Source organism: Plesiomonas sp. (genome assembly GCF_051652165.1).
Lineage (GTDB): Bacteria > Pseudomonadota > Gammaproteobacteria > Enterobacterales > CAMTGL01 > Plesiomonas.
In genome coordinates, this window is sequence record NZ_JBOFTR010000002.1 from 19,534 (window position 1) to 39,442 (window position 19,909).

Consider the following 19,909-nt stretch of genomic DNA (forward strand, 5'->3'; position numbering starts at 1 on the left):
GAGATATTCTAATGTCGAACACCTATGACTCCTCAAGTATCAAGGTTCTGAAAGGGCTAGACGCAGTACGTAAGCGTCCTGGCATGTATATCGGTGATACCGATGATGGCACCGGTTTGCACCACATGGTGTTCGAAGTGGTGGATAACGCAATCGACGAAGCCCTCGCCGGACACTGTAAAGATATCATCGTGACCATTCATGCGGATAATTCAGTTTCCGTACAAGATGATGGTCGCGGTATTCCGACCGGTATTCACCCTGAAGAGGGAGTTTCTGCGGCGGAAGTGATCATGACCGTGCTGCACGCTGGCGGTAAGTTTGATGATAATTCGTATAAAGTTTCCGGTGGCCTGCACGGTGTGGGTATTTCGGTGGTTAACGCGTTGTCAGACAAACTAGAACTGACGATTCGCCGTGAAGGTAAAGTGCATGAGCAGATTTACCGTTTAGGTGAACCGCAAGCACCACTGGCTGTGGTCGGTGACACAACGGCAACCGGTACGCGCGTTCGTTTCTGGCCAAGCCCAAACACCTTTACCAATATTGAATTTCAGTATGAAATTCTGGCAAAGCGCTTGCGTGAACTCTCCTTTTTGAACTCAGGTGTCTCAATTATGCTGCAAGATAAACGCAGTGATAAGAGTGACCATTTCAAATATGAGGGCGGAATTCAGGCGTTTGTTGAGTATCTAAACCGCAATAAAACTCCGATTCACGATAAAGTTTGCTATTTCTCGTCAGAGAAAGACGGGATCGGTGTGGAAGTGGCGTTGCAGTGGAATGATGGTTTCCAAGAGAACCTATACTGCTTTACCAATAACATTCCACAGCGTGATGGTGGCTCACATCTGGCCGGATTTCGTGCGGCAATGACCCGTAGCCTCAATGCTTACATTGAGAAAGAGGGTTTTGCGAAAAAAGCCAAGATCAATATGATTGGTGATGACTCACGTGAAGGGTTAACCGCAGTTGTATCGGTCAAAGTGCCTGATCCTAAGTTCTCTTCCCAGACCAAAGATAAGTTGGTCTCTTCAGAGGTGAAGCCGGCGGTTGAGTCTTTGATGGGTGAAAAGATGCAGGAGTTCCTGCTCGAAAATCCAGCGGATGCGCGGATTGTGGTCGGTAAGATCATTGATGCGGCTCGTGCGCGCGAAGCGGCACGGAAGGCCCGTGAGATGACGCGCCGTAAAGGTGCGCTCGACTTAGGCGGTTTACCCGGTAAGCTGGCTGATTGTCAGGAGCGAGATCCTGCGCTGTCTGAACTCTACATTGTGGAAGGGGACTCTGCGGGCGGTTCAGCCAAGCAGGGGCGTAACCGTAAAAATCAGGCGATTTTGCCGTTAAAAGGTAAGATCCTGAACGTAGAGAAGGCCCGTTTTGACAAAATGCTCTCCTCCCAAGAGGTGGTCACGCTGATCACAGCTCTAGGTTGTGGCATTGGTCGTGACGAGTACAATCCGGACAAGCTGCGTTACCACAGCATTATTATCATGACCGATGCCGATGTGGATGGATCGCACATTCGTACACTGCTGCTGACCTTCTTCTACCGTCAGATGCCGGAAATTATCGAGCGTGGCTATGTCTATATTGCCCAGCCGCCGCTGTATAAGGTGAAAAAAGGCAAGCAAGAGCAGTACATCAAAGATGATGATGCGATGGATCAGTACCAGATTTCACTGGCATTAGACGGTGCGAATCTGTTTGTGAATGAGCATGCTCCGGCAATGTCGGGTATGGCGCTGGAAAGTTTAGTGAAAGAGTATAACGGGGTGATTAAACTGATCCGTCGTTTAGCACGCCGTTATCCTGAAGCACTGCTCAAAGAGCTGATTTATCACCCTACCTTAGATGAGAAAGCGTTAAATGATCGCGAGACTCTGACAACATGGGCCGATTCGCTGGTGGCAAAACTGGCAGCAAGTGAAACTTCAGGCAGCAGCTACAGCTTTAATGTGCGTGAAAACCAAGAGCGCCATCTGTTTGAGGTGGTGGTAACGGTACGTACACACGGTATTGATACTGACTATCTGCTGGACTTTGATTTCATTCATGGCGGCGAATACCACCGTATCTGTACGCTCGGTGAGCAATTGCGTGAACTGCTCGATGAGACGGCATTTGTTGAGCGTGGCGAACGCCGTCAGCCGGTCGGCAGTTTTGAGCAGGCACTGGAGTGGTTGGTGAAAGAGTCACGCCGTGGTTTCTCATTGCAGCGTTACAAAGGTCTGGGCGAAATGAACCCTGATCAGCTGTGGGAAACGACGATGGATCCGAACAGCCGCCGTATGTTGCAGGTAACGATTAAAGATGCGATTGCCGCAGATCAGCTATTTACTACGCTGATGGGTGATGAAGTTGAGCCGCGTCGTGCCTTTATTGAGCTGAACGCGCTGAACGCTAACCTTGATATCTAGTTATCGTATTTTTAAGGCCTGTGCGCTGATGTGTGAGTACTGATATTTACGTGCGCGGGCGTATAAAAAAATACCAAAAAAAAGAGCGGGAAACTGCTCTTTTTTTTATGCCTGCGGTTTTGACCCCAGAAATAATAGCTTTAATTACAAGTTGTTATGAAGTGTGTCGGTGATCGGCGACAGCTTTTCTTTATTTATTATTAGGTTACACTTCATCCCATCATTAAAAAAATAGAGTGTATGGCAAGGAAGTGCCACCCGCGTTGTGCTGTTGTTGGCTGCTATCCCCCGTACATCATCTCTGTTTTCTCCTACTTCTTACAAATCAGGTTTCAGCATGACAATTAAACGTTTTAGTGTGGTCATTCTGGCAGCAGGCAAAGGCACGCGGATGCACTCCGACTTGCCAAAAGTACTACATCCGATCGCCGGAAAGCCGATGGTTTCGCATGTTATTGATACTGCGCGCAGTATTGGTGCCGAGAACATTCATCTGATCTACGGCCACGGTGGTGATCAACTGCAAGCGCGTTTGAGCGGCGATGACCTAAACTGGGTGATCCAAGCTGAGCAGCTGGGTACTGGCCATGCAATGCAACAGGCTGCACCGCATTTTGCCGATGATGAAGTGATCTTGATGCTGTACGGTGATGTGCCGTTGATCTCGGCCAATACCTTGAAGCGTTTGTTGCAGGCAAAGCCGGTTGATGGCATTGGTTTGCTGACCGCAAAACTGGATAATCCGGCCGGTTACGGGCGTATTTTACGTGAAAACGGTAAGGTTTCCGGCATTATTGAGCATAAAGATGCCAGCGCCGAGCAGTTGAGTATCCGTGAAGTGAACACCGGCATTCTGGTGGCTGACGGTAAAAACCTCAAACACTGGTTAAGCCAGCTCAACAATGATAACGCCAAGGGCGAGTATTACATGACCGACGTGATCGCGATGGCGCACGTTGAGCAGCATGAAATCGTGGCCGTGCACCCAACTCACTTCTACGAAGTTGAGGGTGTCAACAATCGTCAGCAGTTATCACGTTTAGAGCGTATTTATCAGCGTGAGCAGAGCGATCGTCTGCTGCTTGAAGGGGTGATGCTGCTTGACCCTGATCGTTTTGATTTACGTGGCACGGTTGAGTGTGGCCGTGATGTGGTGATCGACACCAACGTTATCCTTGAGGGGCGTGTGGTTCTGGGTAACCGTGTGCGAGTGGGTACCGGTTGTGTGCTGAAAGATTGCGTGATTGGCGATGATACTGACATTAAGCCATACAGCCTGATTGATGATTCAACAGTAGGCGCGGGTTGTTCTGTCGGCCCTTACGGCCGTTTACGCCCAGGCTCTGTTATGCAAGATGATGCGCATCTTGGCAATTTTGTTGAGATGAAAAAATCAACGCTCGGTAAAGGTTCGAAAGCCAATCATCTGACCTATTTGGGGGATGCGGTGATCGGTGAGCGTGTGAATATCGGGGCTGGTACTATCACCTGTAATTATGATGGCGTGAATAAATTCCAGACGGTGATCGGTAATGATGTGTTTGTCGGCTCGGATACGCAGTTAGTTGCGCCTGTAACAGTAGCCGATGGTGCAACAATTGGTGCCGGTTCGACGGTGACTAAAAATATCGCTGAAAATGAGTTAGTGATCAGCCGTGTGGCCCAGCGCCATATTCAGGGTTGGCAGCGTCCGGTCAAAAAAGCCTAATTTTTTATCCGGATGTTCTCAGTGTAAAGCGGCAAGTTTTAGGCTGAGATGTAAGACAATACGATAAGATGTGGTGATAACACATCAACAACATAGTGCGAAATAATGACATCAGGGCTGAGTTTTCTCAGCCCTTTTTTTATCGGTATGCACTGAGCGGTATCTGCTCTGCCTGTTCTATTTTTGCCTGATCTATTTTCTTGAGCTAGCCGTACATACCAAGACTTCGCGCTTATGGCTTTATTGTCTAAAAATCCCTCTGTATGTTTTGTTTTTTGTTTTGATCGCTTCTTGTGGGCTTTGTTTGTACTTTTTTTCATTTTCCCTAGTGGTTGGTGGAGGGTGTTTTACTGTTGATCTTTCGTTTCGTAAGAATATAATGCGTTTTATATTTCGTAAAATGCTTAATCGAAACTTTTGGTGGCAGTGCATGAGTAAACGCAATACCCAGCAGCGGCGACATACGATTGTTAATTTACTGCGTGAGCAGGGGGAAGTGAGCGTTGATGTGCTTGCCCGCCGTTTTGAAACCTCTGAAGTGACCATTCGTAAAGATTTGGCTGAGTTAGAGCGTAATGGTTTGCTGTTACGCCGCTACGGTGGTGCGGTGCTGATCCCTCAAGAGTTGGTGAGCGAACCGGAAGAGGATAAAGTTTCGTTGCAAAAGTTAGCGATAGCGGCGCTGGCTGCGACGCTGATCCGTGATCATAACCGGCTGATTATTGATTCGGGTAGCACGACAACAGCGGTGATCCCGCATTTGGCCGGTTATCGTGGTCTGGTGGTGATGACCAATGCGATGAGTGTGGCAGCAGCTTTGCAGGAACTGGAGATCGAGCCTACTATTTTAATGACCGGCGGAACATGGGATCCGCATTCCGAGTCATTTCAGGGGCAGGTGGCCGAGCAGGTATTGCGCTCGTATGACTTTGATCAGCTGTTTGTCGGCGCAGCGGGCATTGACCCTGCGCGTGGCACGACAACCTTTAATGAGCTGCTCGGGTTATCGCGGGTGATGGCCGAGGTAGCACGTGAGGTGATTGTGCTGGCGGAGTCGCACAAGGTTGGGCGCAAAATTCCTAACTTAGAGTTGCCATGGTCACAGATCACCTGTTTGGTGACCGATCAGGGAATTGACCCTGACATTAAATTACATATTGAACAGCAGGGTGTGCAGGTTTTGTGCGCACAGGTACCGAGCCTGTAGTGGGCTGCGGCCAGCATGCATGATTGTCAGCGTTAACCATTGTCAGTGCCAGATGTTGTCGTGATAGACAGGCAGTGATCATTTATCAAGGAATTGAATACGATGTGTGGAATTGTTGGCGCGGTAGCGCAGCGGGATGTTGCAGAGATTTTACTTGAAGGGTTGCGCCGTTTAGAGTATCGCGGTTATGACTCGGCAGGTGTTGCAGTCGTTAATGCACAAGGTGAGCTACAGCGTATTCGCCGTTTGGGTAAAGTGCAGGTGCTGGCTGAGGCGATTGAGCAACAGCCGATTGTAGGCGGAACCGGTATTGCGCATACCCGTTGGGCTACACACGGTGAACCTTCTGAAGCGAATGCACATCCGCACACTTCTGAGTTTATTGCGGTGGTGCATAACGGCATTATCGAAAACTATGAGTCACTGCGCGCGCAACTGCGTGATCGGGGTTATGTGTTCAGTTCACAGACCGATACCGAGGTTATCGCACATTTAACGCACTGGGAGCTGACCGAGCACGGTGGCAGCCTGTTTGCAGCGGTGCAGCGGATGTTGCGCCAGCTCAGTGGTGCATACGGCACTGTGGTGATGGATTGCCGTGATCCGAGCCGCGTAGTGGTAGCACGTTCTGGCAGCCCGTTGGTCATTGGCTTAGGTCTGGGTGAGAACTTTATTGCCTCTGATCAGTTAGCGCTGCTGCCGGTAACCCGCCGTTTTATCTTTTTGGAAGAGGGTGATGTTGCCGAGGTGACACGCCGTGAGGTGAATATTGTCAACGCGCAGGGGCAGGCCGTTGATCGCGCGATTATTGAGTCGAGCGTGCAGCATGATGCTGGTGATAAAGGCCAGTTCCGGCACTATATGCAAAAAGAGATTTATGAGCAGCCGGTGGCGATAAAAAATACCCTTAAGGGGCGAATCAGCCATGGGTTAGTGGATTTAAGTGAGCTGGGTGAAGAGGCTGACCGCTTGCTGTCAGCTGTGCAGCATGTGCAGATTGTGGCGTGTGGTACGTCGTACCATGCGGGGGCAGTGGCGCGTTATTGGTTTGAGAGCATTGCCGGTGTTGCCTGTAATGTGGAGATCGCCTCTGAGTTTCGCTATCGTAAATCGGTACTGCGCCCTGGAAGTTTACTTATCACGTTATCGCAGTCGGGCGAAACGGCCGATACCCTTGCGGCGCTGCGTTTATCGAAAGAGCTGGGCTATTTGGGATCGCTGGCGGTATGTAATGTGCCGGGTTCATCATTGGTGCGTGAGTCAGATTTATCGTTGATGACCCGCGCCGGTGCTGAGATTGGTGTAGCGTCGACCAAGGCATTTACTACCCAATTAGCCGCATTGCTGCTACTGGTTGGGCGAATTGGCCGTTTACATCAGATGAGTGATGCACGTGAGCGTACGCTGGTGCAGGCGTTACAGGCACTGCCAAGCCGGATTGAGCAGATGTTGTCGTTCGATAAGGTGATTGAAAAGCTGGCGATGGATTTTAACGAGAAGCAACATGCGCTGTTTTTAGGGCGCGGTGATCAGTACCCGATTGCGATGGAAGGGGCGCTGAAACTCAAAGAGATCTCTTACATTCATGCCGAAGCTTATGCTGCCGGTGAGCTAAAACACGGCCCGCTGGCGCTGATTGATGCCGATATGCCGGTGATTGTGGTTGCACCGAATAATGAATTGCTGGAAAAACTTAAATCAAATATTGAAGAGGTGCGCGCACGCGGCGGTCAGCTGTATGTCTTTACCGCGCAGGATACCGATTTTACTGCGGCAGAAGGGATGAACATTATTCCGTTGCCACCCGTAGAAGATGATGTTGCACCGATTTTCTATACCATTCCTTTGCAATTGCTGTCTTATCACGTGGCAGTGAATAAGGGAACTGATGTCGATCAGCCGCGAAATCTGGCTAAATCGGTGACGGTGGAGTGATTGATAAGTCATATCACTATAATAAAACCGCGGTTATCCGCGGTTTTATTATTTGGTCAATCATGAGATTTACTTTGGGATGATGACGCGATAAAAAAGTCTCACCCCAAATTTCCTACTACTGACACATTCTTATCGTCAGGAATTTCATTAAACGATAGCACATTAAGACCTGGGGCACAGACACGGGCATAGCGTGATAATAATGGGCGTAACTGTGGCATGACCATGAGTAATGGTGCATGGCCTGCCATACGCATATTGTCGACTACTTGCGGTAAGCTGTATTGTAACTTTTCAATAACGCCAGGTTCGAGTGCAAAACCATCAAGCTGGACATGGCCGGCTTGTTGGGCCTGACTAAGAGCGCCTAAAAGAATACTCTCCAGTTCAGCGGCTAATGTAATCACAGGGATATCACTGCGATTGCCAACTAATTGATACAGTAATGGGCGACGTAGTGCACAACGCACATCAGCACACAGTAAAATCGGATCTTTAGTCAGTTCGGCTGACTCTAACAGAGAGTTAGTTATAGTGACAATATCGCGAAGTGACACATTTTCAGCGGCTAACTGACGAAATACTCGCAATAATTGTTGTGGGTTGAGGCGTTGTTGCAACTCCTCAGCCATTTTAGCATCACTTTCTTGCAAACGATTGATGATCTGGCGCACTTCTGGGGGGCCCATCACCTCATCAATATAGTCATGAATAATTTTACTTACGTGCGTTGATAAAATAGTGGCATGATCTACAACTGTATAGCCATAGTTGACTGCGCGATCTTTGTTGTCTGGCTGAATCCATACAGCTTCCATCTGATAAGCAGGATCAGTGGTTAAAATACCATCGATATTGCCATAAACTTCGCCAGGATTGATGGCTAAAAGGTGGTTATCCTCTAACTCTGTATGAACAAGTACCGCTTCACGCAAACTGATACGGTATTCGTCTGGATTGAGTGTTAAATCATCGTGTACACGAATTTGTGGGATAAGAAAACCGCGTGATTCAGATAAGGTTTTACGGATACCCGTCAGACGATTAAGCAATTCAGCGCCTTGACGCTGATCAATTAAATGCACCAATCTATAACCGACCGCAATACTTAAGGTATAGACCGCCGGGATATCGTTGTTGCTGATCTCAGAGATTGTGCCAAATTCGGGTGATTGTATAAGGGCTTCTGCTCGATGCAGATCACTGTCTTTTGTGTCACTTTCATGGTAGTGACGCATTTTCCAACCCGCGAGAGCAACAACGCCAGCAAAGGCGAAAAAGGCAAAATGCGGCATGCCAGGTACTAAACCTAAGATCAGCATGATAGTGGCAACAACAAATAGCACCACTGGTGATGCCAACATTTGCCGACTAATTTGTTGAGAAAATGTGCCTTGATCTGTAACGCGGGTAACGATAATTGCAGCAGCAGTGGAAAGAAGCAATGATGGAATTTGGGCAACCAAACCATCACCAATCGTTAATAAAGCATAAGTTTGAAACGCATTGCTAAACGGCATGCCATGTTGGAATACCCCGATGCTGATCCCACCGATGATATTGATAAACAAAATTAACATGCCGGCGACAGCATCACCGCGTACAAACTTGGATGTGCCGTCCATCGCGCCATAAAAATCGGCTTCGTTAGAGACATCTTCCCGACGGCGACGAGCTTGTTCGTGGTCAATTAATCCAGCATTTAGATCGGCATCAATAGCCATCTGTTTGCCTGGCATCGCATCAAGGGTAAAACGTGCTCCTACCTCTGAGATCCGCTCCCCCCCTTTTGTCACAACGACAAAGTTGATGATCATTAAGATGACAAAGACGACGATCCCGACAACATAGTTACTGCCAATAACGACTTCACCAAAAGCCTGGATAACCTTACCTGCTGCATCCCCCCCTTCATGGCCATTGAGTAATACGACACGGGTTGAAGCCACGTTGAGACCAAGACGCAGTAATGTGGCGATCAGTAAGACCGTTGGAAATGAGGAGAAATCAAGCGGCCGTTTACTGTAGACGCTGACCAATAGAACCAAGAGCGCCAGTACAATATTGAAGGTGAAAAACATATCCAACAATAATGGTGGAATAGGTAAAATCACCATGGCAAGCAAAACGAGCAGCATCAGTGGAATGCCGATTTGCCCTTGACGTAGGTAACGGGTGAATGTAGATAGTTTTATAGACATCATCTCTTCGCTTAGTGGCGCAACTCTGGCGGAATGGTTAATTCAGGCAAGGGTGGAGGGGGTAAACCGCGTCCGAGCCGGTACTCTTCTAGATGGAAAACATAAGTCAGAATATGGGCGACGGCGGTATATAGCCCCGCGGGGATCTCTTGCCACTCTTTAGTGGAGTAATACACCGCTCTTGTTAAGGGGGGAACATTAACAATCGGGCAATGATGTTGACGAGCAAGTTGCTGCATTTGCAATGCCATTGTGTCTACGGCTTTGGCCAGTACAAAGGGGGCTTCGGCTTTATTTTGATCATACTTTAGTGCCACTGCATAGTGAGTTGGGTTTGTGATGATGACATCCGCTTGAGGGATCACTTTATGCATTCGGCGCATAGCCATTTGGCGCTGTAAGTTACGAATCCGTGATTTTATTTGCGGATTACCATCGCTATTTTTGTGCTCTTCTTTAACTTCCTGCTTACTCATTTTGAGTTTTTTGATGTATTGCCACTGAGTGTAAGGGAGATCAAGCAGGGCTATTAGCAGTAAAGCGAGCCCATATAGCAATACGGTTGACCAGATAAGATCAAGTGTTAAGGTGATGGCAGTGCCGATATCACGGTGTTGTAGGCTCAGTAATATCTGTATTTTATCGCCAATAACTGCCCACAGTGTTAATGCGATCAGTGCCGTTTTGAGTACGCTTTTTATTAGCTCGGCAATCGATTGTGAAGAGAACATGCGGCCCATTCCACTGATAGGGTTGAGCTTAGAGAATTTAGGTTGTAATGATTCGATACTCACATTCCAGCCACCACGCAACACATTGCCAATGAGGGCAATTAACATAAGAAGGCTCAATGGGGCAAGCAGTGCCCAACTCATGGCAGACAAACTTTCACCAAGGTGTTTGAAGGCCAGTTGTGGATCAAAAATCTCTTGCTTACTTAATGTCAAGTTATAGCGCATGCTATTTGTTAGTAGGTTACCTAAGATTCCACTAAATGCAGATAACGTGACTGTTCCTCCGAGCACTAACAGTGCGGTTACTAACTCGCGAGAACGTGGTAAGTTCCCCTCTTTTCGGGCTTTATCTAACCGTTGCCCGGTGGGTTTTTCGCTCTTATCTCCGCTCATGGTGTACCTGCTTGTGGCGGGGTGTAAATTGTTGCCAATAAGTTGAGTACTTCGCGGCTAAATTGGGTAAAGTTTTCTGGTACGCTAGAGAGTGTTAAGCCAATACTGAGTACACCACACATGAGAGTCATCGGGAATCCGAGTGCGTAAATGTTAAGTTGCGGTGCTGCACGAGTCATAATCCCAAAGGTTAAATTTACCAATAACATGGCGGCAATCGCAGGTAAGGCGAGCAATAAGGCAGCCCCAATCATCCAACCAAACATATCTATTATCTGTTGCAGGGCGATATCTGACAGCATGCTACCAACTGGAATGGCGCTAAAGCTGCGTACTAGAATATCGAGTACAACAAGATGGCCGTTTAGGGCGAAAAACAGCAAGGAAATATACATTTGGTACATCACCCCAAGTACCGCAGAACTAATACCATTGACCGGATCATTCATCATTGCCATGCCAAGCCCCATCTGCATAGAGAGCAGTTGCCCTAAGGTGGTGAATACAGCAAACAAAATATCAATGACTAATCCAAGCAGTGCGCCAATGATCATTTGTTGTAGCGCATAAAAAATCGCCAGCAGTGAGAAAGGGTCAACAGAGGGCATTGTAGGCATCAAGGGGGCCGCAACGACACTGATTAACAGTGCCAACCCAATGCGTACTTGAATAGGAATTTGTGGATTACCAAATAAAGGCATGACTAAAAAAGCGGCTGTTAAGCGGAAAAATGGCCACCACAGCATGCCTATCCAAGCGGTAATCTCGGCAGCACTTAAGGTCAACATCAGGTTAGCATCCAGTGAGACTCATCAGCCGATTAAGGTTGGAATATCAAGAAAAATCTGAGTGAACAGATCGTGTAAGGTCGTTAACATCCATGATCCAGAAAACCCTATCATTGCGAGCATCACTAAAAATCGTGGTAAGAATGACAAGGTTTGTTCATTAATTTGGGTTGCGGCTTGAAAGATGCTAACGATTAAACCAACCACTAAACTTGGCAGCACTAAAATACAGACCATCGTTGCAATGACAGTCAGGGCTTGGCCGAAAATAATAGCGATAACAGTGGTATCCATAATTATCCTATTTGATCAACCAAAGCTGGCACTGAGTGTACCTACGGTCATCGCCCAACCATCAACGAGTACAAAAATCATTAACTTAAAGGGTAATGAGATAATCAGTGGCGATAACATCATCATCCCCATCGCCATCAGTACGCTAGAGACCACCATATCGATAATGAGAAAGGGGATGAAAAGCATAAAACCAATTTGGAATGATGTTTTGAGTTCACTGAGCACAAAAGCAGGCATCAGAATAAGAAAATCTACTTTTTCTGGTGGTGTTGCGCGTGATTCACCTGCAATATCGAGTAACTGCTGGAGATCACTTTCGCGTGTTTGTGCCAACATAAATTTGCGTAAGGGCTTTTCTGCTTGGGCGGCGGCTTGTTTTAACGTTAGCGTTTCATTTTGATAGGGTTCAAACGCATTGACATAAATATCATTAAATACAGGACGCATAATAAATAGCGTTAACGTTAAGGCAATGCCAATTAAGATCCGATTCGGTGGGCTTTGTTGTAGACCAAGAGCCTGACGCAAGATAGCTAAGACAATAATAATGCGGGTAAAGCTGGTGGTCATTAGCAGCATTGTTGGCAGAAATGACAGCGCCGTCATTAGCAGTAAAATTTGTAGCTTGACGCTGTACTCTTGTGCGCCATCGGCTTGCGGCGTTACGGTTAGCAGGCCAATACCATTATTTGCCGCAAAGACAGGATGCGCAAGTAGGCACAATAGCAGAAATAACCCAAGTTTACGCATCAGTGGGATAACTCTTTGAGCATATTATCGCTGTCTACTACGTTTGTTAGACGCAGACCGTATTTGTTATTGACGATCACCACTTCAGCATGACCAAGTAGCGTGCCGTTGACTTTGACATCCATCGGTTCACCGTTGAGTTTATCTAACTCGATGACTGTGCCACGGCTAATGCTCATAAGATCACCAATCATTAACTCTGTACTGCCCACTTCTAAAGTCAGTTTTACAGGAATGTTACGGATAAACTTCATGTCCGTTGGGTAGTTGGCTGTCTCCGGTGTGGAGGAGGGGGTGTCTGTAGCCAAATCGCCTATATCGAGATCGTTTAGATCCAGATTTAAATCATTTAGGGTTTCGGACATCGAAGATTCCTTGCAGTGACAAAAAATGGGACATCATGTGTATTCCCAGCAGTGGCTGGGCAGTGAAATGATTTAGGTCGATGTCGATGTATCAAGGACATCATCAACCCGCAATACTAAATTGCCGTTACGTTCGGCAATACGTGCTTTGAACAGTGGGCTATTTCCAGCACGTACTGTCAGTTGCGATGGCATCTCTACTGAGATCACATCACCAATTTGTAAATCCATTACCTCACCTAAGGTGAGAGATTTTTCGCATAAGATTGTTTTTAAGTGCAATGGAACTTGTTGTAGCCGCTCTTCTACTTTTGCTTGTAGAGTTGGATCTAGCTCTACACTTGCCTCTTCAGTGGTCGGGGTGCGTAAAAATTCCAGCCCGTTAAACGGCAGCGAAATATCAAACCAACCGGTATGTTCACCTATCTGAAGCGAGAAACGGCAGATCTGAAACAGCGGTTGGTTGGCAATACTGCTGTTAAGATGCAGTGATTGTTGCTGCGTTATTTGGCTATGCCAGTGGGTTTGGTTGTGCCAGCACTCATCAAATAAGGCGAGTAATTGGCGGAAAATTCGATCAACTAAACGTAATTCGGTATCACTCATCTCGCTGCGCCGACGTACACTGGTTCCTTTCCCACCAAAAAACAGATCTGCCATCAAAAAGAGTAAGTTTCCGTCCATTGCAATTAGGCCGCACATCTCATGCGGTTCAACAAGAAACTCATGCTGGCTATTAGGCTTTGGAATTGAGGCTAAGTATTCGTGCAGCTTTAAGGTCTCTTGTTGCTCAAAATGAAAATTCACCGGTTTACGCAGCAAACTGAAAAAAAACTGTTTAGCAGAACGCTCGAAACGCTGGCAGATAGTATCGAGTGTGGCTTGTAGCAGCCCTATCCTGTGCTCTGGGTTTGCCAGATCAAAAGGTTTGATATGCGCCTGTTCGCTAGGGGAGATAATTTTTCGTTTCGTTGTTTTCATTTCGGCTCACCTGGCAACGTCTCACCGGGTTTTCTTGACCGCAAAACTCGGTGTTTATAATAAGTAAGGTCTACTTAATGCAAATTCTTTGCCAGTTTTTAGTCAACCAATGGTGGTTTGAGTGTGTTGTTGGTGGGGATATAACTGGGCGTGATTGCAATAGCTATGTCATTTTTTTGACTAAACTCGCAAAGGTTAGATGCCTGCCAGCCGAACAGTGAGTATTTATTGACAAGTGACAAAGAATAGTCGGTATGGCTAAAGGGGGGCTTCATTACTGGCACGTTACTTGCTTTTTAAACAACACGTAAAACGGTCAGAGCACTTCTGGCCGTTTCCTTGTTTATCAAAGCCTTGTTTGTCAAAGAATGTCGGAGAGTTCGCGTTATGTACCACACCGCCCCCGGAATACAGAACACCTTGGCCCAGATGGAAGCTATAAAATCACAAATTAATATTGGTAGCCACACAGAAAAGGTGGCTGCTAATCCATTGACTACTTCTGGTATGCAAGAGCCAAGTTTCCGGGTGGCACTGACTCAAGCGGTGAATCGCGTTGATGATTTAGGTAAAACAGCAAAAGACATGGTGACTGCTGTAGATACTGGCGTTAGCCAAGATTTAGTGGGGGCGATGATTGCCAGTCAAAAGGCGAGTTTATCCTTTACAGCATTAGTTCAAGTGCGGCAGAAATTGATGACTGCCTATGATGATGTTATGAAAATGCCGGTCTAACAGTGGGATCTTGACGTGACTGAATTATTACAAAAAAAGTGGGCTCAGTTGCCAGCCTCATCGGCAATGCTGGCTAAAGTGAAAGGTCGTCGCTTAAGTGCGCTGCTTGGGGTGATTGCGCTGATTGTGACGGGTATTGTCGTACTGGCCTTGTGGTTAGGTAATAGTGAATATCGCCCACTGTATGGCAATAATGAAGCGTTCGATAAAAGCCAAGTCATGTCTGTATTAGACAAGCAAGGTGTTAATTTCTATGTTGATGGAAATAACGGCCAGTTAATGGTTGAGCGTGATCAACTGGGTAAGGCGCGCATGGCGTTGGCTGCTGCAGGAGTAAAAGTACAATTACCCACAGGGTTAGAGATCCTCGATAAGGATAATAGCTTAGGAACTAGCCAGTTTATTGAAGATGCGCGTTACCGACATGGTTTAGAAGGTGAATTAGCCCGTACTATCATGTCACTAGATGGTATTACCAATGCACGTGTGCACTTGGCTATTCCTAAACGTACTTTGTTTATTCGTGGTAATCCAGAACGGCCTTCGGCTTCAATTGCGGTATCTCTTGAACCGGGTGTGACATTGAAGTCAGAACAGGTTCGCGCAATTGTGAATCTTGTTTCTGGCAGTGTGACTGATCTAAAACCTGAGAATGTGACGGTAGTTGATCAAGTTGGCCGACTATTGAGTGCTAATGATGCAGATACACAGGCAAATGAAACGAATACGCAATATTTAGAGTATGTAAATCGGTTAGAGCGTAGCTACATTGATCGTGCAACTCGAATGCTCGATCCGATGTTAGGAATGGGAAATTTTGAGATACAAGTTGCTGCTAAGGTCAACTTTGATCGTAAAGAAGCCACTGAAGAGGTATATAACCCACAAGGGGCGCTATCCCGTGAGTTTAGCCGTGAGGATCGCAGTAATGCCGAGAAAACCGCCGGTGTACCAGGAGCACTGAGTAACCAACCTGCGGATAAACCGGCAAACAATAACAATAATAAAGCGGCTGAAACGCAAGAAAATACCTCCAACAATCAAGAGTTGATTAACCGTACAACTGAGCTAAATCGGGATTTTCAGCTTGATAAAACTCAACGTCATATTCGTTATCAGCAGGGTGAGTTGCAACACTTGAGTGTGTCGGTTCTGATTAATGGTAAGCCTGATAAGTATCCTAAAGCAGAGCTAGAGCAGATAACAACCATGTTGCAAGATGCACTCGGTTTACGGGGGGCGAATGGGGATCAAATTAGCTTACATGTCTTTCCTTTTGTCGCCAGTGATAACCCATTAAGTGCTGATGCACCATGGTGGAAAGATCCATTCTGGTTAGATGTTTTACGTTATGTGCTTGCCGCAGTTGTTGCTTTGGCCGTGTTGTTTGGGGTTGTTCGCCCAGTGTTGCGTCAACTGGCTAAACCGCTTCCTGTTAATGATCCTGCATTGCCAGTTTCTTCTGAGAATGAAGGGGCAACCGCTGTTGAATTACACCCTGAAGAGGGCCGACAAGGTGCTGAGAATGGTGCAGTCTTACCGGCATCTCGTCCGGGGCTCACATTGAACGAAAATTTGCTGGAACTCCCATCACCAGAAACAGGCTTGGAAGTGCAGTTAGAGCGGATTCAGCTTTTGGTTAATCAAGAGCCAGAACGCGTTGCGCAAGTGATTAAACAGTGGATAAAGGTTGAGCAACATGACGGAAACTGAAGTAATTCCGCCTCAAGATAGTTTGCAACAGGCAGCCATTTTGCTTTTAAGTATGGGGGAAGAAGCTGCAGCGAATATCCTCAAACAACTTAGCCGTGAAGAAGTGAGTCGTCTGACGGTGATGATGGCAAGCTTACCTGGTGTAAAAAAAGATCAGGCTCAATCTGTTTTTCTACGTTTTTTTACTGATTTTCGTTCTGAGTCGGGTATTACTGGCGCTTCGCGTGGTTATTTAGAACGCACCTTAGATAAAGCACTGGGTCGCTCTTTAGCTCGCCCGCTGATTGACAGTATCTATGGTGATACCTTGCGCAGTAGCTTACAACGTTTGCAATGGCTTGAGCCTTCAAAATTGGTTGAACTGATTGTCAGTGAGCATCCCCAGTTGCAGGCGGTTTTTTTGGCCTATTTAGAGCCCGATATGGCCAGCCAATTATTGAGCCGTTTGCCACCAGAAACACATGATGATCTCTTATACCGATTGGCTAATTTAGATGAAATCCATCCCGATATGATTGATGAGGTGCATACACTGCTGGAGAAATTCTTACAGCAAGTCGGACACCGCACAAGCTCACAAGTGGATGGGACTAAAAAAGCGGTTGATATTCTTAATCGCATGGGGAATCGGACTTCTGAGATCATGTTGTCACTGCGCGATATCGATCCGAGTTTGATGGTGAAACTCGAAGAGAGTATGTACCAATTCGACATTTTAGAGCGTCAAAGCGAGGCAACATTGAGCCGGATGATCGAAGAGGTTCCACAAGATCAGTTGGCACTGGCAATGAAGGGTTCATCGACAACCTTGCAAGAAAAAATATTTGCTTGTTTGCCAAAACGTGCAGCGCAATATCTACGCGAAGATATGGAGACCAAAGGGGCTGTACGCATGAGTGCGGTAGAAGAGGCACGTACCGAAATCATGCAAGTTTTGCGTCAATTAGCCAACGACGGCGAAGTCGAATTATCGCTATTTGCGGAAAACGTGGTGGAATAAGCGGAGTAAAGCCATGTACGACAAACCGGGTACTATTTTTCGCCCACAACCGGGTCAATTTCGACCTTACCGTTTTCCACCGCTGGTGGAAGAGCGGTCGCGCGATGATGAATTTGATTTTGATGATTTCTCTGATAACAGTCATGGACACTCAAACAACAGTGCGGCGCAATATCAGGAAGAGTTTAATAACGGCTTTCAAGATGGCTCGCAAAAAGGCTATGACGAAGGGCTTTTACAAGGCCAACAGCAGGGGTTATCCGATGGCCACCAGCAGGGTTATCAGGTTGGTTATCAAGAGGGAAAAGATCAAGGATTACAAGAAGGTAATCAACAACTGACAAACTCAGTTATGGCGACAGATGCGCTGTTACAGCAAGTTCAGCAAGTCTTTCATCAGCATGTTCGTGAGCAAAGTGGGATGATTTGTGAGCTCGTACAGAAAGTGGCTCGTCAGGTGATCCGTTGTGAATTGACACTACAACCACAACAACTGATTGCTTTGATTGAAGAGACATTAACCCAAGTGCCTGAGCAAGAAGGCCAGATTACGGTTCATCTTAACCCACAAGATTGTCAGCGTTTGCAGCAATTATTGCCAGATGTGGTCAATAAATGGCAGTTAGAGACAGATAATGCATTAGAAAGCGGCAGTTGCCGAGTTGTTACGCGTGATTCAGAGGCAATAGCAGACAGCGAAGAACGCTTGCAAGCTTGTATGGATGCTGTACGCGATACACTCTTAACAGAGCCGACTGCTGAACATATCGCATGAGTAATTTGCAGCAAACTTTAGCTCGCCGCCTAGCACAGGCTGGTCGTCAGTTACCGGAACTGCCGGTTGCACGTACTTATGGGCGTTTGATTCGTATGACAGGCCTGACACTAGAAGCGGTTGGTTGTCGTCTGAGTAGCGGCCAGTGTTGCATGATTGAAACTGACAGCGGTGCATTGGTTGAGGCCGAAGTGGTGGGATTTGACCGCGAGTCCTCTTTTCTTATGCCAATTCGCCATACCTCAGGTTTACGCCCTGGTTGTCGTGTATTACCGCTGCAAGGTGATAGCAAGATTGCCGTAGGTTACGGCTTATTAGGGCGTGTGCTGAATGGGGTAGGTGAACCGTTAGATAATGGCGGGCCACTGCAAACTGATCAACGTATTCATCTGCAAGGTGAAAGCATTAATCCACTGATTCGACAGCCCATTAGTGAGCAATTAGATGTGGGTGTGCGTGCCATTAATGGGATGTTAAGTGTTGGCAAAGGTCAGCGTTTAGGGTTGTTTGCAGGGAGTGGCGTAGGTAAAAGTGTACTGCTTGGCATGATGACCCGAAATACCACGGCTGAGATCACGGTTGTGGGCTTGATTGGAGAACGGGGTCGAGAGGTCCGAGAGTTTATTGAACACTCGCTAGGCAGTGAGGGGCTAAAAAACGCTGTGGTCATTGTTTCACCTGCAGATGACCCTCCTCTACTACGCCTGCGTGCTTCAGTATTGTGTCACCGAATTGCCGAGTTTTTTCGTGATCGTGGCCATGATGTACTGCTATTAATGGATTCTTTAACCCGCTATGCCCAAGCACAACGTGAGATTGCATTAGCAGTTGGTGAACCTCCAGCCACCAAAGGTTATCCGCCTTCTGTATTTAGTTTGCTGCCACAACTGGTTGAGCGAGCAGGTAATGGTGCGCATGGTAAGGGATCAATTACCGCGTTTTATACCGTGCTGTCAGAAGGTGATGATCAACAAGACCCGATTGCCGATGCAGCACGGGCTATTCTAGATGGCCACATTGTACTAAATCGAACCTTAGCAGAGAGTGGCCATTATCCTGCTATTGATATTGAGCAGTCGATCAGCCGAGCAATGCCGCAGATTGTCTCTGCCGAGCATTTGCGTCAGGCACAACAGGTTAAGCAGTACTATGCACGTTATCGACAGATACAAGATTTACTGGCTCTGGGGGGATATCAACCAGGGCAAGATCCACAATTAGATAAGGCCATTGCAAGTTATCCGGGGATTTGTGCTTATTTACAACAAGGGATGCAAGAGCGAGTGACACTGGCTAACAGTACTGAACAGTTATTACAACTGTGTTCATAATAACAATGGTATTTATAGGTGCTTGAGCAATAACCACTGACAGATGTGAAACCATAATGTGGATTTTGTGGCGTTTTTAAAGGGGGGAATTTTTTGTTATGTCTTCTCAACATCGTATGCTGAGTGCGTGGTATCAACAACAACAACAACGTTTTGAGCAGCTACAATCTGAACAAGGGCATTGGCAACGCCAACAACAAGCGCATACAGAACGGCTGACACTGTTACAGCAAGTATCAACACAGTATGCACTCGGTCATGGTAATGACTCTAGTGCTCTACTCGTCAAAGGGATTAGCCGTTTTCGTAATCAGCTCACCTTAGTCACTCAATTACAACAGCAAGAGTTAGCATTGGCTGAGGCTGAATTACGGACAGCCCGTGAACGCGTATTGCATCAGCATGTGAGCTTGAAAAAAGGAGATACCTTGTTGCAAAAAATGCAGCAACAACAGCAACAACACGAAGCCAAGCGTGAGCAAAAAGTTTTAGATGAGTTATCTGGTCAGCGTTTTTTACGTCGTCAGCAAAACTACTGAGAGCCACACAACACTGTTGTAGCAGATTAAAGCA

The 19,909-nt window shown here is 46.9% G+C and carries 18 protein-coding genes; 10 read left to right on the top strand and 8 right to left on the bottom strand.

Annotated features, from left to right (window positions below; all coding sequences use genetic code 11):
* Nucleotides 1-11 precede the first annotated feature (11 nt).
* Both gyrB and glmU read left to right on the top strand, forming a co-directional pair.
* Complete coding sequence (gyrB, locus tag ACRC53_RS00445) at nt 12-2,420, top strand: DNA topoisomerase (ATP-hydrolyzing) subunit B (RefSeq protein WP_438641619.1); 2,409 nt, start codon at nt 12-14, stop codon at nt 2,418-2,420.
* Nucleotides 2,421-2,757: 337 nt separating this feature from the next.
* Nucleotides 2,758-4,128 (top strand): bifunctional UDP-N-acetylglucosamine diphosphorylase/glucosamine-1-phosphate N-acetyltransferase GlmU, encoded by a 1,371-nt coding sequence (gene glmU, locus ACRC53_RS00450; RefSeq protein ID WP_438641620.1) that lies wholly within the window; start codon nt 2,758-2,760, stop codon nt 4,126-4,128.
* Nucleotides 4,129-4,166: 38 nt separating this feature from the next.
* On the opposite strand, the gene ACRC53_RS00455 is transcribed toward glmU, so the two are convergent.
* Nucleotides 4,167-4,448, bottom strand: a complete 282-nt coding sequence (locus ACRC53_RS00455) for a hypothetical protein (RefSeq protein WP_438641621.1) — start codon at nt 4,446-4,448, stop codon at nt 4,167-4,169.
* A gap of 110 nt (nt 4,449-4,558) precedes the next feature.
* Between ACRC53_RS00455 and ACRC53_RS00460 the strand changes: the two genes are divergently transcribed.
* Together ACRC53_RS00460 and glmS are read left to right on the top strand one after the other, a co-directional pair.
* A complete protein-coding gene (locus ACRC53_RS00460) occupies nt 4,559-5,335 on the top strand; it encodes a DeoR/GlpR family DNA-binding transcription regulator (protein WP_438622556.1) in 777 nt (258 codons plus the stop codon).
* 102 nt (nt 5,336-5,437) lie between these two features.
* Nucleotides 5,438-7,270, top strand: coding sequence for a glutamine--fructose-6-phosphate transaminase (isomerizing) (gene glmS / locus ACRC53_RS00465; protein WP_438641622.1), 1,833 nt, complete (start codon nt 5,438-5,440; stop codon nt 7,268-7,270).
* Between the two features lie 101 nt (nt 7,271-7,371).
* Here the strand turns inward: glmS and flhA are convergent, their stop codons facing one another.
* From flhA to ACRC53_RS00500, 7 genes are all read right to left on the bottom strand, one after another.
* Complete coding sequence (flhA, locus tag ACRC53_RS00470) at nt 7,372-9,474, bottom strand: flagellar biosynthesis protein FlhA (protein ID WP_438641623.1); 2,103 nt, start codon at nt 9,472-9,474, stop codon at nt 7,372-7,374.
* Nucleotides 9,475-9,485: 11 nt separating this feature from the next.
* The gene (gene flhB / locus ACRC53_RS00475) at nt 9,486-10,601 is read right to left on the bottom strand and encodes a flagellar biosynthesis protein FlhB (RefSeq protein WP_438641624.1); all 1,116 of its coding nucleotides are present in this window, start codon (nt 10,599-10,601) and stop codon (nt 9,486-9,488) included.
* Nucleotides 10,598-11,389, bottom strand: a complete 792-nt coding sequence (gene fliR, locus ACRC53_RS00480) for a flagellar biosynthetic protein FliR (RefSeq protein WP_438641625.1) — start codon at nt 11,387-11,389, stop codon at nt 10,598-10,600. Before fliR ends, flhB begins: the two co-directional genes overlap by 4 nt.
* Nucleotides 11,390-11,413: 24 nt before the next feature.
* Nucleotides 11,414-11,683, bottom strand: a complete 270-nt coding sequence (locus tag ACRC53_RS00485) for a flagellar biosynthetic protein FliQ (RefSeq protein ID WP_438641626.1) — start codon at nt 11,681-11,683, stop codon at nt 11,414-11,416.
* A 15-nt stretch (nt 11,684-11,698) separates the two neighbouring features.
* Nucleotides 11,699-12,436, bottom strand: coding sequence for a flagellar type III secretion system pore protein FliP (gene fliP, locus ACRC53_RS00490; protein ID WP_438641627.1), 738 nt, complete (start codon nt 12,434-12,436; stop codon nt 11,699-11,701).
* Nucleotides 12,436-12,801 (bottom strand): flagellar motor switch protein FliN, encoded by a 366-nt coding sequence (gene fliN / locus ACRC53_RS00495; RefSeq protein ID WP_438641628.1) that lies wholly within the window; start codon nt 12,799-12,801, stop codon nt 12,436-12,438. Before fliN ends, fliP begins: the two co-directional genes overlap by 1 nt.
* A 72-nt stretch (nt 12,802-12,873) precedes the next feature.
* Nucleotides 12,874-13,782 (bottom strand): flagellar motor switch protein FliM, encoded by a 909-nt coding sequence (locus ACRC53_RS00500; RefSeq protein ID WP_438641629.1) that lies wholly within the window; start codon nt 13,780-13,782, stop codon nt 12,874-12,876.
* A 387-nt stretch (nt 13,783-14,169) separates the two neighbouring features.
* Here ACRC53_RS00500 and fliE point away from each other — a divergent pair, with 387 nt between their 5' ends.
* The 6 genes from fliE (at nt 14,170) to ACRC53_RS00530 (ending at nt 19,875) form a co-directional block, all read left to right on the top strand.
* Complete coding sequence (gene fliE, locus ACRC53_RS00505) at nt 14,170-14,517, top strand: flagellar hook-basal body complex protein FliE (RefSeq protein WP_438641630.1); 348 nt, start codon at nt 14,170-14,172, stop codon at nt 14,515-14,517.
* 15 nt (nt 14,518-14,532) lie between these two features.
* Complete coding sequence (fliF, locus tag ACRC53_RS00510) at nt 14,533-16,230, top strand: flagellar basal-body MS-ring/collar protein FliF (protein WP_438641631.1); 1,698 nt, start codon at nt 14,533-14,535, stop codon at nt 16,228-16,230.
* Complete coding sequence (fliG, locus tag ACRC53_RS00515) at nt 16,217-17,230, top strand: flagellar motor switch protein FliG (RefSeq protein WP_438641632.1); 1,014 nt, start codon at nt 16,217-16,219, stop codon at nt 17,228-17,230. Before fliF ends, fliG begins: the two co-directional genes overlap by 14 nt.
* Before the next feature lie 13 nt (nt 17,231-17,243).
* On the top strand, nt 17,244-18,005 hold the full coding sequence (fliH, locus tag ACRC53_RS00520) for a flagellar assembly protein FliH (protein ID WP_438641633.1): 762 nt from the start codon (nt 17,244-17,246) through the stop codon (nt 18,003-18,005).
* The gene (fliI, locus tag ACRC53_RS00525) at nt 18,002-19,336 is read left to right on the top strand and encodes a flagellar protein export ATPase FliI (protein ID WP_438641634.1); all 1,335 of its coding nucleotides are present in this window, start codon (nt 18,002-18,004) and stop codon (nt 19,334-19,336) included. The genes fliH and fliI overlap by 4 nt, the downstream gene beginning before the upstream one ends.
* Nucleotides 19,337-19,434: 98 nt before the next feature.
* Complete coding sequence (locus tag ACRC53_RS00530) at nt 19,435-19,875, top strand: flagellar export protein FliJ (protein ID WP_438641635.1); 441 nt, start codon at nt 19,435-19,437, stop codon at nt 19,873-19,875.
* Nucleotides 19,876-19,909: the final 34 nt, after the last annotated feature.